The organism is Enterococcus raffinosus (assembly GCF_019175485.1).
Classification (GTDB): Bacteria; Bacillota; Bacilli; order Lactobacillales; family Enterococcaceae; genus Enterococcus_A; species Enterococcus_A raffinosus.
In genome coordinates this window covers 2597021-2613316 of sequence record NZ_CP072888.1, presented here as the reverse complement: position 1 = coordinate 2613316, position 16296 = coordinate 2597021, and the positions used below count along the sequence as shown (strand labels likewise).

13 protein-coding genes and 1 other RNA gene are annotated in these 16296 nt (G+C 42.8%); 10 read left to right on the top strand and 4 right to left on the bottom strand.

Annotated elements, in window-relative coordinates:
* Positions 1-234 precede the first annotated feature (234 nt).
* Positions 235-1389, top strand: coding sequence for a lactaldehyde reductase (gene fucO / locus J9537_RS12675; RefSeq protein WP_060789560.1), 1155 nt, complete (start codon positions 235-237; stop codon positions 1387-1389).
* Positions 1390-1434: 45 nt separating this feature from the next.
* Here fucO and J9537_RS12670 read toward each other — a convergent pair whose 3' ends face one another.
* The 3 genes from J9537_RS12670 to ssrS all read right to left on the bottom strand — a co-directional run bounded on the left by J9537_RS12670 (position 1435) and on the right by ssrS (position 2505).
* Positions 1435-1902 (bottom strand): universal stress protein, encoded by a 468-nt coding sequence (locus J9537_RS12670; protein WP_010745385.1) that lies wholly within the window; start codon positions 1900-1902, stop codon positions 1435-1437.
* A 58-nt stretch (positions 1903-1960) separates the two neighbouring features.
* Positions 1961-2245: a hypothetical protein gene (locus tag J9537_RS12665; protein ID WP_010745386.1), complete on the bottom strand. Its 285-nt coding sequence runs from the start codon at positions 2243-2245 to the stop codon at positions 1961-1963.
* A gap of 66 nt (positions 2246-2311) precedes the next feature.
* A non-coding RNA gene (gene ssrS / locus J9537_RS12660) (6S RNA) lies at positions 2312-2505 on the bottom strand.
* A 120-nt stretch (positions 2506-2625) separates the two neighbouring features.
* Between ssrS and J9537_RS12655 the strand changes: the two genes are divergently transcribed.
* The 3 genes from J9537_RS12655 to J9537_RS12645 all read left to right on the top strand — a co-directional run bounded on the left by J9537_RS12655 (position 2626) and on the right by J9537_RS12645 (position 8414).
* Positions 2626-6165 carry a hypothetical protein gene (locus J9537_RS12655; RefSeq protein ID WP_010745387.1) on the top strand — a complete coding sequence of 1180 codons (3540 nt, stop codon included), beginning with the start codon at positions 2626-2628 and terminating at the stop codon, positions 6163-6165.
* A 95-nt stretch (positions 6166-6260) separates the two neighbouring features.
* The gene (locus J9537_RS12650; protein ID WP_010745388.1) at positions 6261-6728 is read left to right on the top strand and encodes a MarR family transcriptional regulator; all 468 of its coding nucleotides are present in this window, start codon (positions 6261-6263) and stop codon (positions 6726-6728) included.
* Between the two features lie 279 nt (positions 6729-7007).
* Complete coding sequence (locus tag J9537_RS12645; protein ID WP_010745389.1) at positions 7008-8414, top strand: MDR family MFS transporter; 1407 nt, start codon at positions 7008-7010, stop codon at positions 8412-8414.
* A 14-nt stretch (positions 8415-8428) separates the two neighbouring features.
* On the opposite strand, the gene J9537_RS12640 is transcribed toward J9537_RS12645, so the two are convergent.
* Positions 8429-9706, bottom strand: a complete 1278-nt coding sequence (locus tag J9537_RS12640) for a replication-associated recombination protein A (protein WP_010745390.1) — start codon at positions 9704-9706, stop codon at positions 8429-8431.
* 937 nt (positions 9707-10643) lie between these two features.
* On the opposite strand from J9537_RS12640, the gene J9537_RS12635 reads away from it, so the two are divergent.
* The 6 genes from J9537_RS12635 (at position 10644) to dtd (ending at position 16277) form a co-directional block, all read left to right on the top strand.
* Positions 10644-11270 (top strand): DNA-3-methyladenine glycosylase, encoded by a 627-nt coding sequence (locus J9537_RS12635; RefSeq protein ID WP_010745391.1) that lies wholly within the window; start codon positions 10644-10646, stop codon positions 11268-11270.
* Between the two features lies 1 nt (position 11271).
* Positions 11272-11748, top strand: a complete 477-nt coding sequence (locus J9537_RS12630) for a DUF3013 family protein (RefSeq protein ID WP_010745392.1) — start codon at positions 11272-11274, stop codon at positions 11746-11748.
* 91 nt (positions 11749-11839) lie between these two features.
* Positions 11840-12787, top strand: a complete 948-nt coding sequence (prmA, locus tag J9537_RS12625) for a 50S ribosomal protein L11 methyltransferase (RefSeq protein ID WP_010745393.1) — start codon at positions 11840-11842, stop codon at positions 12785-12787.
* 1 nt (position 12788) lies between these two features.
* Positions 12789-13532 carry a 16S rRNA (uracil(1498)-N(3))-methyltransferase gene (locus J9537_RS12620; RefSeq protein WP_010745394.1) on the top strand — a complete coding sequence of 248 codons (744 nt, stop codon included), beginning with the start codon at positions 12789-12791 and terminating at the stop codon, positions 13530-13532.
* A 73-nt stretch (positions 13533-13605) separates the two neighbouring features.
* The gene (locus J9537_RS12615; protein WP_010745395.1) at positions 13606-15813 is read left to right on the top strand and encodes a RelA/SpoT family protein; all 2208 of its coding nucleotides are present in this window, start codon (positions 13606-13608) and stop codon (positions 15811-15813) included.
* A 17-nt stretch (positions 15814-15830) separates the two neighbouring features.
* Positions 15831-16277: a D-aminoacyl-tRNA deacylase gene (dtd, locus tag J9537_RS12610; RefSeq protein WP_010745396.1), complete on the top strand. Its 447-nt coding sequence runs from the start codon at positions 15831-15833 to the stop codon at positions 16275-16277.
* Positions 16278-16296: the final 19 nt, after the last annotated feature.

Sequence of the window (16296 nt, the reverse complement as noted above, 5' to 3'; positions counted from 1 at the left end):
CAAATGATCCGGCTTTGAACTTTCGATAAAGTGTAGTGACGAAATCAAGTTTTGAAAGAGGTCTGACTCAGGAGCATTCGTTTCTGTAAATAAGTGGGTGATCAAAATAGTTGGACCTGTTTCAATAAATTCGTCTTATTTTATGGCAAAAATTTGCAATCATTAGTCATGGAAAGCGCTTTTATTTTATGGGATAATTGATTGTGAAGCATAGCACAATAAAGGAGAGATACTATGGTAGTTAATCGAATGATTTTGAATGAAACCTCTTATTTTGGTAAAGGAGCGATCCAAGAGGTAGCCAATGAAGCAAAAAAACGTGGATTCAAAAAAGCATTGGTCGTGACAGACAAGGATTTATTGAAATTTGAAGTAGCGACAAAGGTTACGGCAATTTTAGATGAGGCAGAGTTAAGCTATGAGATTTTTGATGGGATTGTACCGAACCCTTCGATCGAAGACGTTCAAGCGGGAGTCAAGGCCTGTGAGGCCGCAGGAGCAGACTACATTGTAGCGATCGGAGGTGGTTCGCCGATTGATACAGCGAAGGCGATCGGGATCATTAATACAAACCCTGATTTTTCAGACGTTCTTAGCTTAGAAGGACCGGCGGATACGAAAAATCCTGCGTTACCGATTTTAGCGGTACCGACAACCTCGGGAACAGCGGCTGAAGTAACAATCAATTACGTGATTACAGATAAAGCAAAACAGCGCAAGTTTGTTTGTGTCGATCCCCATGATATTCCAGTCGTGGCCTTTGTTGACAGTGATATGATGATGGGAATGCCCACCGGTTTGTGTGCGTCAACAGGAATGGATGCTTTGACTCATGCAATCGAAGGCTTTATTACAAAAGGTGCCTGGGAAATGACGGATATGCTTCATATTAAAGCGATCGGTATCATCAGTCACGCCTTGCGTGATTCAGTAGCTGGCAATCAAGAGGCTCGGGAAAAAATGGCCTTAGGACAGTACATTGCCGGGATGGGCTTTTCAAACGTTGGACTGGGATTAGTTCACGGAATGGCGCATCCGTTATCCGCTTGGTATGACACCCCTCATGGCGTAGCATGTGCCACCTTATTACCATTGATCATGGACTTTAATAAGGATTATACAGGAGAAAAATATCGTGAAATTGCTGTCGCGATGGATGTGGAAGGCGCGGCGGATATGTCGTTAGCGGAAGTTCGTGATGCGGCAGTACAGGCGGTGAAGCAGCTGGGGATTGACGTGGGCATTCCACAAAATCTGACAGAAATCGGAATGAAGGAAGCGGATATCCAACAAATCGCTGAGGATGCTTATCGAGATGTCTGTTCACCAGGAAATCCACGAGACGCTACCTTGGAGGAAATCATCGCCCTTTACAAGTCGATGCTATAAGAAAAAGCCAACCTTCGCGAAGGTTGGCTTTTTTGATCCTGTCTATTAGTCTTCTTCAGGAACTTTATTTTCTAAGTCTGTTCGAACAATCAATACGTCACAATCCGCGTTGCGGATAACATATTCAGAAACTGAACCGATAAACAACCGTTCAACAGCGTTTAATCCAGTCGCACCAAGCATGATCAAGTCGATTTGATTGTTCTCAGGGATTTGGTTAGCGATCATCACTTTTGGTGCACCATATTCAATGACTTTGCTGATGTGCTCAACACCAGCTTTTTTTGCGTCAGCTTCGTAATCGTCTAGTGTTTGTTTAGCCATATCTGTCGCTTGTTCTGCTAAAACATTGTCAAAAGAAGAAACTGTTTGAAACGCGCGTGTATCAATGACATGAGCAAGTAATAATTCTGCTTGGTTTCGTTTTGCGACGTTTACTGCTTTTTTGAAGGCTAATTCAGCTTCATTAGAACCGTCGACTGCTACCATAATTTTACTATATTGTTGATCCATCGTTCCCAACTCCTTTTCTCATTTATATTTTAAATCAAAATTCTTGAAATTGGTACTGTTAACCTTTTTTTGTTTTCGATCCCATCAATAAAGCGAAGAGTGCTGCCACCACCAAGAGAATAATTAAATAGATCATGGAGTAGGTTCGCTGATTGATAAAGCCGATAACAATGCCAATCATTCCCAGCAATGCATAAATGTAGCCAAACTGGCGTAAAAAGCTGCGGGATTCTGTTTGTGTGTCTTCACTGAAAAGAACTAAAAAGCCTTGAGGTTTTTTGATCAAATAATAGCTGCAGATCAATAAAATAAGTGCAAGTAAAAATAATAAAATGCGGATCATTTTCTTCCTCCAATACAATAAAAAGCAATTTGCAGAACGCAAATTGCTTTCAATCCATAAAAAATGGAAAATTCCGTCGATGCCGTTATTCACCCGATAGTATTGATCCCGCAAAATCTAGCAGGTGGGTTCCATGGTCTAAGCGTCGAACTACCAAATGAAAAGGCATGTTACCAACTTTGACACAAGACGGATCCCAATATATCAATAAAAATGTTCGGTCAACACTGAAATAGGCAACGCGCACATCACAGAATTTCCATCTCAATCATAGCACAGTCATTATTGAGACGCAACGAAGTGGCTTGCAAGGATAAACTTGAAACACTTCAAATGATTCACGTCTTCTATACGTATATTGTATAAAAAAGGAGGCTCATATGTCAAAAAAATTCGCTTATTTTTTTATTTACCTAGTCATTTTTTTCTTCGGCCCATTCATAACACAGGCGGAAGCCGAATCTCTAGAACTTTTTCCGCCGATTGACCAGCAAAAGGAATACCCGTTAAGCGCAGCAGGAATGAAGGAACTTCTCTTTGACCTATATCAATTTGGAACAGAGGAGCACTATACGATTCAATTTGATGGAGCACTTGATTTGAGTCAAACAGCTGTTGGTATTAATGAAAGCTTGTCTAACCCAACCATTGAAACAATCAACTTCGCTAGTCTGCCTGCAAGCTTGACCTTTAAAGGATCTGGAGCGGAAAGTCACTTATCTTTACCTAAAACGTGTTTCTTTGGTCAAGACAGTCATTTCGAAACCTTAAATTTAAAAGCATCGAAAATTTATGGGAACGGTCATCAGCTTTATTTTGAGAATATTCAGCATAGCGATCATACGCAATTATTTGGTGGTAGTGATAGAAATCTAGTAGGAAATCCTTTGCTTTTTTTTCAAGGAGTAACAGGCGGGTCATGGGAAATATATGGTGGAAATGAAGCAGGCACGCTATCTGGCAGCCCTTCAATTCAGTTGCTATCTTTGACTGGGGACATTCAGCGCTTGTGTGGCGGTTCATTGAAGGGAGAAATCATCGGAAATGTGAGTACCCGCATTCAACAGCTTAACGGTATGTTAATGAATTACTATGGAGGCGGCTTTGGAACAGCCGATGAACCTGTCATTGTGAAAGGGACGATTGATAATCAGCTGACGTCTGAGTCAACGGCCTTTACCTTAGGAGATTTTGTTGGTGGAGCAGCCTTCGGCGAAACAGGTGCAGTGAATACATTGATCACTGGTAAGGGGAGTTTTTCTGATACAGGGATTCTGATCGGCGGCTCGCAAGTTGGTGAGATTCATGGACAGGAGCAGGCGATTACGACGGTGATTGATACGCGACAATTTCAAAAAGGAGAGCGAAATTTTGTTGGCGGCAATCAATACAGCGGAACAATCTATGGAGATATCGAAAATCAGATTTATGCGGGAAAGGCTTCACAGGGGTCGTTTAATCGAATTGATGGCGCTGGGGGAATGGAGGTGGAGAAACGGAGCTTAACGAATTCACAAAGTTTCACACCTGTGGTCGATCTAACAGATCCGCAAAATAGAACTGCGGAAGAGCTTGCTTATGATCAACTGGCTCCTTTAGAACGCTTTTCTTTAGCAAAGAGCAATACCCGTTTTTTCGTTGAAGGAAACGTTGTAACCCGCTTATTAGGCGGTTGTGTCAGTGGCGGGCGCAATGTTGAAAATAATGTTTGTGGTGCGGGGGTTGCAGGAGTGATCAATGGGAACGTTCAGTTGGAACTAGGACAAGAAACACTTGTTTATAGCAAACGGTGGGGAGTCTATGCGCAAGAGATGGGGCTGGAGCCAACGAAGCTAACCAATGAGAGGAATTTAGGCGCCTCATACGGCTTCAGTACTTCTGCAGGAGGAGGAGAGAATCAACAGCCATGGGGGAACACGTTGTACATAAACGGAAAGACTGAATTAGTCATTAAGCAGGCGCTATTGAATTATGCCTATGGCGGAAGCTTCAACGGGATAATTGAAGGAACTTGCTCTTCTCGGCTCGAAAAGGGGCAAGTCAGTGCTATTTTTGGCGCTGGCAGTGGTTGCTATCGGATTTATGGGAATAGTCGACTGGAAATTACTGGCGGGAAGGTCGAAAATTATGCGGTGGCAGGCAGCAATCAAGATCGACGACTAATTGGTGATATTCAGACAAGGATATCTGGCGGAGAGATTTTAGGATCGGTAGCGGCGTCCTATGGGTTGCGATCGAATCACATGATCGAGGGAAATGTTGAGACCATTATTAGCGGTGGGAAATTTTCAAAGAGCAACGAGGCAACGCAAATCATGGGCGGGATTGCCAAACACGGTCTACTAAATGGAAACGTAGCATTGACCATAACAGGAGCTGTAGAATTAGCAGCAGGACTAGGAATTTCAGCCGCTAGACCCAGGATGGCAGAAATAACCAATCGCCTCGGAGGCATCGATAAGCAGCTTGCATTTGAGTTAACAACCGAGCAGAGTTTTGCGGAAGTTGAAGTATTAGGAGACGGTGGAGAAAATCCCACTTCAGTTTATACACCTGCAATCAACATGAAACTGCGTGCACCAAATGGGCGATTTTCGTTGGTTCAGGGGATGCTAAAAAACAGCTATGCAGGCAGTCTAACCCACGAACTGTCTATCGAAATTCAAGCAGCTCAATCAGTCCAGACCATTATTGGCAGCGATTCGACAACCTTTAACAATCGATTGATTGAGAACAGTCCCGCGAAGGTCGGGGTAAAAATAGGCGGCACTCAAGCTGACATACCTGTTGAAAAAATACAAAATTTCACCCAACTAACGTTAGAAAACAACGTGTCCGCAAAAAGGATTTTAAATGGCAGTGGTGCTACCAATGAAAATTTTGGACAAACTTTCGATCAATTCGGAGAACTTTCTTTAATCGCAAATGCGAGATTAAACGTGGAGGAGTTAAAAACAGGTCGACTGATGACCGCGAAAAACACTGAATTGCATTCACCAGCGGGAGAAAATAATATTTTTCTGCGAGAATTACTGCCAGAGGAAAAATTGAGGTGGCGCTTATTAATACCTGAAACGCTTCATGAGGTGACAGGCAGAAACTTCGCACAGCAAAAAGGGTACCCCATAATGACCTTTGTTGGAGAGAAAAGCTCGCTGGGGCCTGAAAATTTTATTGGCTTTGATGAGCAAGGGCAAGCATTTACCGGAGACTCTAATGGTCAAATTGGCTTGGCAGTTTCTGCCACGATCATTGGTTACCAAGTCGCAAGTGAGTTAGGAGAAATTACGCATAATCTCACTCTGAAACCGAACAACCAGCCATTGCCTTTAAACGTTTGGGGCGTGGCTAATAAGCGAAGCGGTGAATTAATTATTCCTTCTGAAAGCACCGTTTCCCCAGAATTAAGATTTACCGATACGGAACAGTTCTCCCTTCAACAAGCCGAGGTGATAGGAAGCAGTGGGGAGAATATCTTATTGACGGAGAATTACTGGCATCCACTGGAAAGAACATACTATCAAATTCGAGCGCACTTTAATTATATAGGGTCCCTTAAGCTACTTGCGGTTCCAGATTTGATCGATTTCGGACAGCACAAATTAGGCAAGCAAACAGCTTTTTACCCGACTATTCTTGGCCATCTTGAGATAAAAGACACACGTATAGAGCAGAGTCCGTGGGAATTGACACTACAAGCTGAAGTCCCAGAAGGCGGACAGCTTTATTTTCAGGAAGATGGAAAGCTTCTATCATTGGAGGAATCGGTAACAGTACTCCAGCAGTCAGGTTCTTTGAATACAACCTTTGAAGAGTGGAACGAGTCAAAAGGGCTATTCCTAATCATTCCTAAAGAACAGCAGAAGCTGGGTGAGGGATCAATGACGTTTCACTGGACACTGACAACAAAAGTCGAATGATTTTGTTGATATAGAAACAAAATTATCCTAGAATGAGTGTGCACGCATCGGAAGGCCAAATGAGGGTTCATTTAGGATGAATAGGGGAATGACGCATGAACAAAAGAGAAGAAGTTTTGGAAGGATTCAGCCAAGTATTTAATAAACGTGCATGGTTGGATAAGGTGAAGATGGAGACGGCTTTGGCAGGATATACTGCCTCTGAGGTTCATTGCATGGAGTTTATTGGCAAACATACAGATCCGAATGTCACAAAAATGGCAGAAGCGATGTACATGACGCGGGGAGCGATCAGTAAGCTAACCAAGAAAATGGTAAAAAAAGGGTATATCGAAAGCTATCAAAAAGCAGAGAACAAAAAAGAAGTTTATTTTAAGCTGACAGCAGAAGGGCAGAGAGTTTTTGCTATTCATGAGCAGCTTCATAAAGAGTTTGAGGATCGTGACGCGATCGTCTTCGAACCGATTACAGACGAGCAGTATGATGCGTTCCTAAAATTTCTTGCACGCTATAATCAGCACTTAGATCAGGAGATTAAGAAGCAAGGACTTACGATCAATTAGTTATAGCAGTCAATGGTGAAACAACCTCCAAAAGTTAGACCAAAAATCTAATTCTTGGAGGTCTTTTTTTGAAATAATTTAGTTGACAAGGAAACAAAATGAAGTTATAGTTTCCTAGGAAACAAAAAAACTTCTTTTCTGCAGCAAGAAGCAACCTGTTTCCTTGAAGTTAAACTAAACGGAATAGATAGCGATAAGCGAAGGTTCATTTGACGACAAAGCGACGGATCTAGCTATTCCGCTTTGAAATGAATTTTTCAATCAAGAAAGGAGATCTCTATGACTCAATCAACAAAATTACCAAAAAACGTTTTATCGGCGGCCTGGGCGATCGCTCTTGGCGCCATTGCTCCAATGCTCGATTCTACAATGGTGAATATTGCCATTGATCAATTGACCAAAAATTTTCATACCACGTTGGCAATCATTCAATGGGCGATCACGGGCTATGTTCTCGCACTGGCCATCGCTGTTCCCATCGCAGGCTGGTTGATGAACCGTTTTGACGGCAAGAAAATCTTTATCAGTGCGGTAGTTCTTTTCGGCTGTACTTCTGTGCTTGCCGGGATTAGCTGGAGTGTTACTAGTTTTATTGTCTTTCGTCTGCTTCAAGGATTTACCGCTGGGATCATCACGCCGTTAATGTCGACTCTGTTAGTTAAAACAGCAGGGCCTGAAAAGATTGGTCGTGTCATGGCGATCGTCAGTACACCGATGATTTTTGGCCCAATCCTTGGCCCAGTGCTTGGCGGCTTCATTGTTCAAGCAGCTTCTTGGCGATGGATATTCTTTATCAATGTGTTTATCATTTTGATCGCCGCGCCACTAATGATGCGGACATTGCCCAGCTTTGAACCCTTCAATCGAGAAAGCAAGCTAGACATTTTTGGCATTCTCGATTTGTCAGTAATGAGTGCCGCGTTGATCTACGGAATTACGAAAGCTGCTGATCACGCAACCTTTAAGAATAGCGAGGCCTTGCTCTGGACAGGACTGGGCGTATTGCTGCTGTTTGTTTACATTTTTTACGATTATCGTAAGCAGCACGCCACGGTTTTGCCATTGACTATTTTTTCTAACAGGAGCTTTAAAGCTGCCAGCATTGGCTTATTCTTTGCTAATATCGCGATTATGGGTCCGATGCTGATTCTGCCTTTGTTCTTCCAAAACTTTCGTCATTTTTCAGCCATGGAAGCTGCCATCGCACTGATTCCCCAAGGTATAGGGATGCTAGTGACGCGCCCGATGATTGGTAAAATGATTGATAGGCTTGGCGCAAAGTATGTCGTCATTGCTAGTTTAATTATTTCTTTGATAGGAACGATTCCATTGCTTTTTGTCACAGATCATACCAGTATGATTTGGATCGCTTTGATTTTATTCATTCGCGGCACAAGCTTCGGCGGAATCAATTTACCCCTAACTAGTGATGCCTATACGGGCTTGGCTGATGAAGAATTGCCAGATGCTGGTGTGGGAATCAACATTATCGAAAATCTAGGCTCAAGCTTTGGTTCGGCGATGATCGCAACGGTCGTGGCAACTGTATTACAAAGTTCTCAGCCAACGATTGCTCATGAGTTATCTGCCTACCACACGGGATTTCTTGTCTCAGTCATTGTCTTGATCCTCATTTTTCTCCCTAGTATTTTTCTAACAAATAAAGCGAAAACCACCGTCGAGTAATTTTCGACAGTGGTTTATTTTTTCTTCTTCCATTCTTCGATCCGCTGATACTGCTGACCAAGTGCCTGCTCGTATTTCCCGGTAGCCTTCGGTTCATAATAATGAGCATCTTTGATCTTATCAGGTAAGTATTGCTGGTCGACCCAAGCATTTTCAAAGCTGTGAGGGTATTGATAGCCTATTCCTCGATTAAGTGCTTTGGCTCCTTTGTAATGACTGTCTCGCAAATGGTCAGGGACCTCACCGGCATTTCCCATGCGAATATCCGTGATTGCAGCATCCAAGGCTGTGTAGGCAGAATTCGATTTAGGCGAAAGACAGAGGTCCACCACGGCGTTAGCCAGAGGGATGCGTGCTTCAGGAAAGCCCAATTTCTCCGCTGCTTGCACAGCTTGGACGGTTCGAGCGGCAGCGGGCGGATTTCCTAGGCCGATATCTTCATAGCCAATCACCATTAAGCGCCGACAAATAATCGGTAAATCACCAGCTTCGACTAAGCGACCTAGATAATGCAAAGCGGCATTGACATCACTGCCGCGAATGGACTTTTGAAACGCGGAGATGACATCGTAATGAGCGTCACCATCTTTGTCGTGGGTCAGTGCTTTACGTTGAACGCATTCTTCAATGATCGAAAGCGTCAAATGAATGTTGCCATCTTTGTCCTTTGGCGTTGACTTAGTTGCCAGCTCTAAACCGTTCAAAGCACTGCGCAAATCCCCATTTGTAGCACGAGCTAAGTGGTTCAAGGCCTCGTCATCTAGTACGACAGGATATTCACCTAATCCACGCTCCTTATCAGCTAAAGCAGAGGTAACCGCTGTGATAATATCCTCTTCATTCAGCGGCTTTACCTCAAAAATCTGAGTTCGGCTTCGAATCGCGGGATTGATCGTTATGTACGGATTTTCTGTGGTGGCACCAATCATAATAATCCTTCCGCTTTCTAAATGCGGCAAAAGAAAATCCTGTTTGGTTTTGTCTAAGCGATGCACTTCATCTAGTAATAAAATAACCGTCCCGCTCATTTTTGCTTCCTCGGCGACGATTTGTAGGTCTTTTTTTGTATCGGTAGCAGCATTCAACATACGAAACGCATAGTTGGTTGAGCCCGCAATAGCACTGGCAATACTGGTCTTTCCTGTACCAGGAGGACCATACAGAATCATGGAAGAAAGCATCCGAGCATCTACCATGCGGCGAATGATTTTTCCTGTACCGACCAAATGCTGCTGTCCCACTACTTCATCTAAGTTGCGGGGACGCATGCGAAAAGCTAAAGGCTGTTGCATAAGAAACCTCCTTGAAATTTGAGTTAAGGGATTCACTCTTGTGGTGAAAACGAGCTTGTTACGAAAAAGGTCTAATCCTATATGAAAAAGTAGAAATTCACGCAAATGAGTGATTTCTAAAAAAATTGATATCTTCGTGCGCGTACTAACTAGCTTCATGCAATTTAGTTAAGTTAGTGCATCTCATATTGTTTTCAATCCTAATATTGCTAAGCTAGCTCATAATTATAGTTGGAATTTTTCTAACGTAAAATTCCAGTGATTTTCGTACGCCTACCATTCTGCTAAACAGCGCTCTTTGTTTATGTAGTTAAGAAATGAATTTCTTTTGTTCTATATCGAACTGCGAAAAGTTGAACTGGCAGTTAGCTCACTATAAAGAATTCATTTTTCAAAACCCGTGAAAAATGAATCTGATTTTCACTGCGCGTACCATCCAACTAAACAGCGCTCTTTGTTTATACAGTTAAGAAATGAATTTCCTTTGTTCTATATCGAACTGCGAAAAGTTGGACTGGCAGCTAGCTCACTATAAAGAATTCATTTTTCAAAACCCGTGAAAAATGAATCTGATTTTCACTGCGCGTACCATCCAACTAAACAGCGCTCTTTGTTTATACAGTTAAGAAATGAATTTCCTTTGTTCTATATCAAACTGCGAAAAGTTGAACTGGCAGCTAGTTCAAAAAAAGGGAATCATTTTTCAAAACCCGTGAAAAATGAATCTGATTTTCACCACGCGTACCATTCAACTATACAGTGCTCTTTGTTTATACAGTTAAGAAATGAATTTCCTTTGTTCTATATCGAACTGCGAAAAGTTGAACTGGCAAATGTATGTTCTGATTATAACATTTTTCCTTTGTGTTTGCTGAGTTTTGATCGCTGAGCGTAGCATGCGGCTGGATTATTGTGTATCATGTAGAAGGTGAGAAAAATGGAGCAATTAATCAATTGTTTTAATACGGAATCGACTGAAAATATCGCCCAGTATTTATTGGGAATGTATTTAGAGCATGAGACACCTGCTGGGAAATTAGCTGGCTATATCGTTGACTGTGAGGCGTATCTTGGTCCAGATGATGAAGCGGCGCATAGTTATGGGATGCGTGATACACCACGGGTGCGAGCCATGTACGAAAAACCAGGGACGATTTATTTATACACCATGCATACCCATTTGATTTTGAATATGATCACACAGCCTGTAGGAATGCCTCAAGGGGTGATGATTCGCGGGATTGAGCCAGCAGAAGGAATCGAGCAGATGATTTCAAATCGTCATGGACGCAGAGGATCGGCGATTTCGGATGGACCAGGAAAGCTGGTCGAGGCGCTAGGAATTACCAAAGAATTATACGGGGAATCAATTTTTACCAGTCCGTTGCATTTGCTTCCAGAGAAACGCCGGATTCCCAAACAAATTGATGCATTGCCTCGAATTGGGATTCCTAATAAGGGGATTTGGACAGAACGCCCATTGCGCTATGTTGTCCATGGCAATCCGTACATAACCAATCAGCGCAAAGCTTCAATAGAAGAAAACAATGGATGGAGGAAGTAAAATGGCAAAAGAAACCATGATTACTTATTTAGACAGTTATTTGAACAAAAAGATTCCCGATTATGAGCTGGCGTTAGACTGGGATACTCGGAACCGCAGCTTTGAAATTGCTTTTCGTATTTATGGAGAAAATAAAGGACAGATTGAGATCGATGATGTGGATGGCGTAGCCTCTGAGGAAGAGATTATCGAATTTGAAGACGCGATTTTGCTGGTTGATCCTGAGAAATCAGTTTATGATTCGGAAGACTTTTTAGCCGTGATTCCTTATGAAGGCAAAAAAGGCATGAAGAAAAACGAACTAACGGCTGTAGTGGACTATTTGAAAGATGTGATCGAAGAGGGCCAGAGTGACTTGTTAGACTTTTTGGCGGATGATAGTGAAGACGCGATTTTTGAAATGACGTGGGATGAGGCGGTATTCAAGGCGTCAATCAAACCAACAGACAGCAGTTACCTGCCGTACCCAAGCTATTAAAATGTTCCACGTCTTCTTTCTATATTAGAAAGGCGTGATTCGTGAGAAAAAATAAACAAGTGAGGACCATGAACTAGGAGGGGCGATCAACATGAAATGGAATGAAGTCAAAGTAACAACGGAAAGCGAGGCAGTCGAGGCGGTCTCGAATATTTTAATGGAGGCTGGCGCATCTGGTGTAGCGATCGAAGATGCATTGGACTTTGAGAACTATCAAGAAGATCAGTATGGCGAACTTTTAGATAAAGAAACATTCTCAAGCTTAGAAGAAGGCGCAGTAGTCATGGCCTATTTCCCAGAAACAATCTTCTTACCGGAAATTCTGCCATTTATTAAGGACAGTATCACCGAATTGCCAGAGTTCGGCTTAAACATTGGTGAAAATATCGTGGAAGTCAGCGAAGTGGAAGAAAGCGACTGGGCAACAGCTTGGAAGAAATATTATCATCCTGTTCGTGTCACGCGCTATTTAACGATCGTACCAAGCTGGGAAAAATACGAACCCAAACATGAAGACGAAAAAATCATTACCTTAGATCCAGGGATGGCTTTCGGAACGGGGACGCATCCGACGACGAATCTAACCTTGCAGGCATTGGAGACGGTCCTGCGAGGCGGGGAAACAGTCCTAGATGTTGGAACAGGCTCTGGTGTATTGAGTATCGCCAGCTCGCTATATGGAGCAAAAGATATTTATGCCTATGATTTAGATGAGGTAGCGGTTCGTTCCGCACAGGAAAATGTGGATCTAAATGCGAATACAGAAAATATCCATGTCTCTGCCAATGATTTATTGGTTGGGGTAGAGCAAGAGGCAGATGTGATCGTCGCGAATATCTTAGCGGATATCATTGTTTTGATGGTGGAAGATGCTTGGCGCTTATTGAAGCCAGAGGGAACGTTGATCGTTTCGGGGATCATTGAAGATAAAAAAGATATGGTACTGGAAGAAATGTATGCACAAGGCTTTGAAGTAGATCGAATCTTCCAACAAAAAGATTGGTTCGCCATCATCTTGAAGAAGCCAGAGGAAGACTGAGATGCAGCGCTATTTTATTGATCAAGCCTATCAATCAATCGTCGAAATCAGTGGAGAGCCCCATCATCATATGTCTCGGGTGATGCGGATGTCCGTAGATGATCAGGTATTTCTCGTTTTTAACGATCAAACAGCTATCAAAGCAAAGATTGTCGCGATTGATAGTGATCACGTGCGACTAGAAGAAGTTGAGAAAGAAAAAATGCAACGAGAGCTTCCTATTCAAATTACGGTCGCCAGCGGATTTCCCAAAGGTGAAAAATTGGAATTGATCGTACAAAAGGGAACGGAGCTTGGTGCTCATGATTTTGTCGCTTTCCCGGGAGAAAGCTCGGTGGCAAAGTGGGACACGAAGAAGCAAAAGAAAAAACAGCAGCGTTTAAACAAGATCGCACAAGAAGCAGCGGAGCAATCCCATCGCCAAGTGTTGCCTACGGTTCGATTTGCTTCAGAAAAGGAACTGATTGCTAGCTTTTCTGAATATGAAGCGGTTCTGATCGCTTATGAAGAATCCGCCAAACAAGGTGAGCAGGCGCAATTAGTTCAGACTTTTCAACAGATGACAGCTGGTGAAAAATTGCTGGTTGTTTTCGGTCCAGAAGGCGGATTGACACCGAAGGAAATCGAAAAATTCCAAGCAGCCGGAGCGAAACTCTGCGGCTTAGGCCCACGAATTTTACGGACAGAAACAGCACCTTTTTATCTTTTGAGCGCGGCGAGCTTCTATTTTGAATTGCAACATTGATTTGATTGAAAAAGCTTACTAGAGTTTGTATAATAAGAACAATCATTTTCAGAAAATAAAGGGGGAACGTCACATGGCAAAAGAAGTTGAATTGACCGGTCCTGACGTCATCAGGATGGTTAGTACGTACATGGGAAAAGAGCACGTGGCGTTTGTACAAAAGGCTTACGACTTTGCTTATGAAGCTCATAAGCCTCAAATTCGCAAATCAGGAGAGCCCTATATCATCCATCCGATTCAAGTAGCGGGGATCTTGGCTGATCTACATATGGACCCTCACACGGTGGCGACAGGCTTTTTACACGATGTGGTAGAAGATACACCGGTTACTTTAGAGGATTTGAAAGTCGAATTCGGTGAAGATGTAGCCTCATTAGTTGATGGCGTCACTAAATTAGGGAAAATCAAATATAAATCACATGAAGAACAATTAGCAGAAAATCACCGTAAAATGCTGTTGGCGATGGCGCAGGATTTGCGCGTCATCATGGTTAAGCTGGCGGACCGTTTACACAATATGCGGACGTTAAAATATTTGCGGGATGATAAGCAGCGTCGGATCGCTCGTGAAACCTTAGAAATCTACGCACCGCTGGCTGATCGTTTAGGGATGAGCCGGATCAAGTGGGAATTGGAAGACACTGCGCTGCGGTATCTGAATCCTAAGCAATATTACCGTATCGTTCATTTAATGCGCAGCAAGCGTGATGAGCGCGAAGCCTTCGTAGAGGAAGCCGTTAATGAGATCAAGGAAGCGACACAGGAACTGGGGATCGAAGGGGATATCTACGGTCGTCCAAAACATATCTATTCTATTTATCGCAAAATGCGGGATCAAAAGAAACAATTTGACGAAATCTATGATTTGTTAGCTATTCGTGTCATTGTTGATTCCATCAAGGACTGTTACGCAGTTTTAGGAGCGATTCATACAAAATGGAAACCAATGCCAGGACGTTTCAAGGATTATATCGCGATGCCTAAAGCGAATATGTATCAATCCTTGCATACGACCATCATTGGACCAAGCGGCAATCCGGTAGAAGTGCAGATTCGAACGCATGAAATGCATCAAATCGCCGAATTCGGGGTTGCAGCTCACTGGGCATATAAAGAAGGCAAGACAGATAAGACTGAAGCAACACAGGATAACAAACAGTTAGACTGGTTCCGAGAAATTATTGAGCTCCAGGACGAAAGCTACGATGCTTCCGAATTTATGGAAAGCGTCAAAGGCGATATCTTCAGCGACAAAGTATATGTATTTACACCGAAGGGTGATGTCACGGAGCTACCAAAAGGCTCTGGCCCCTTGGATTTTGCGTATAGTATCCATACCGATGTCGGCAATAAAACGACCGGTGCCAAAGTAAATGGCAAGATGGTACAGCTGGACTATAAACTGAAGAATGGTGACATCATCGAGATTATGACTTCAGCCAATTCCTTTGGCCCAAGTCGCGACTGGTTGAATTTAGTCAAAACCAGCAAAGCGAAAAATAAAATCAAGCGCTTCTTCAAAACACAGGACCGGGAAGAAAATGTCACGAAGGGCCATGATGCGGTGGTTAAGTGCATCAATGATCTTGGATTTGTACCGAAGGAAATGCTGACTAAAGACAAGCTTGCGGATGTCTTGGACAAATTCAACTTCCATAGCGAAGAAGACCTGTATGCGGCGATCGGTTTTGGTGAAATGAGTGCGTTAACCTTTGCCAATCGTTTGACGGAGAAAGAACGCCGTGAACAAATGAAACAAAAACAACGGGATGCCGTTGACGAAATGGTCAATAATCCCAAAGAACCAGAAAAAATCAAAGTTCGTCATGAGGGCGGCATCGTCATTCAAGGGATCGACAATTTATTGATTCGCATCAGTCATTGCTGTAATCCAGTTCCTGGAGATAGCATCGTTGGCTATATCACGAAAGGTCGCGGGATTTCGATCCACCGGACAGACTGTCCAAATATTACGAAGCAAAAAGATATCCAGCAACGGCTGATTGAAGTGGAATGGGAAGATACAACCAATTCTGTTCAAGAATACAATGCGGATTTAGAAATTTATGGCTTTAATCGTGATGGTCTATTGAATGATGTCTTGAACATTGTTAGTGGTATGACAAAGAAATTAGTCAGTGTTGAAGCGAAACCCACGAAGGATCGTTTGGCGGTGATTAATTTGACCTTTAAAATTCAAAACTTGAATCATTTGTATTCAATTGTTGATAAGGTCAAGACAATACCGGATGTTTACAGTGTGAAACGGACGAAGGGCTAGAGAACAAGGAGGCTTTTATGCGAGCAGTTATTCAACGAGTGAGTGAAGCAAGCGTGACGATTGATGAAAAGATCGTAGGCAAAATTGATCGTGGATTTATGATTCTCCTAGGTATCCACGAAGAAGATACAAAAGCAGATGCAGATTATCTGATTCGGAAAATTCCACTATTACGTGTATTCGAAGATGAAGAAGGAAAAATGAATCAGTCTCTGCAGGATGTCGGCGGCAGTGTGCTGAGTGTGTCACAGTTTACTTTATATGCGGATACTAAAAAAGGCAATCGACCAAGCTTTATAAAAGCGGCTCGTCCAGAAACCGCGATACCATTATATGAGTATTTCAATGACGGATTACGCCAAGCAGGATTAACAGTAGAAACTGGAGAATTCGGCGGCGACATGGATGTCGCATTAGTCAACGATGGTCCAATCACCATTCTTTTCGATACAAGAGATAAGTAACAAGTAAAGTACAAAAGTC

Bases quoted from the DNA above. Each gene is read 5' to 3' on its own strand.
- fucO (WP_060789560.1), top strand. From the start codon at position 235: ATGGTAGTTAATCGAATGATTTTGAATGAAACCTCTTATTTTGGTAAA.
- J9537_RS12670 (WP_010745385.1), bottom strand. From the start codon at position 1,902: ATGGATCAACAATATAGTAAAATTATGGTAGCAGTCGACGGTTCTAAT.
- J9537_RS12665 (WP_010745386.1), bottom strand. From the start codon at position 2,245: ATGATCCGCATTTTATTATTTTTACTTGCACTTATTTTATTGATCTGC.
- J9537_RS12655 (WP_010745387.1), top strand. From the start codon at position 2,626: ATGTCAAAAAAATTCGCTTATTTTTTTATTTACCTAGTCATTTTTTTC.
- J9537_RS12650 (WP_010745388.1), top strand. From the start codon at position 6,261: ATGAACAAAAGAGAAGAAGTTTTGGAAGGATTCAGCCAAGTATTTAAT.
- J9537_RS12645 (WP_010745389.1), top strand. From the start codon at position 7,008: ATGACTCAATCAACAAAATTACCAAAAAACGTTTTATCGGCGGCCTGG.
- J9537_RS12640 (WP_010745390.1), bottom strand. From the start codon at position 9,706: ATGCAACAGCCTTTAGCTTTTCGCATGCGTCCCCGCAACTTAGATGAA.
- J9537_RS12635 (WP_010745391.1), top strand. From the start codon at position 10,644: ATGGAGCAATTAATCAATTGTTTTAATACGGAATCGACTGAAAATATC.
- J9537_RS12630 (WP_010745392.1), top strand. From the start codon at position 11,272: ATGGCAAAAGAAACCATGATTACTTATTTAGACAGTTATTTGAACAAA.
- prmA (WP_010745393.1), top strand. From the start codon at position 11,840: ATGAAATGGAATGAAGTCAAAGTAACAACGGAAAGCGAGGCAGTCGAG.
- J9537_RS12620 (WP_010745394.1), top strand. From the start codon at position 12,789: ATGCAGCGCTATTTTATTGATCAAGCCTATCAATCAATCGTCGAAATC.
- J9537_RS12615 (WP_010745395.1), top strand. From the start codon at position 13,606: ATGGCAAAAGAAGTTGAATTGACCGGTCCTGACGTCATCAGGATGGTT.
- dtd (WP_010745396.1), top strand. From the start codon at position 15,831: ATGCGAGCAGTTATTCAACGAGTGAGTGAAGCAAGCGTGACGATTGAT.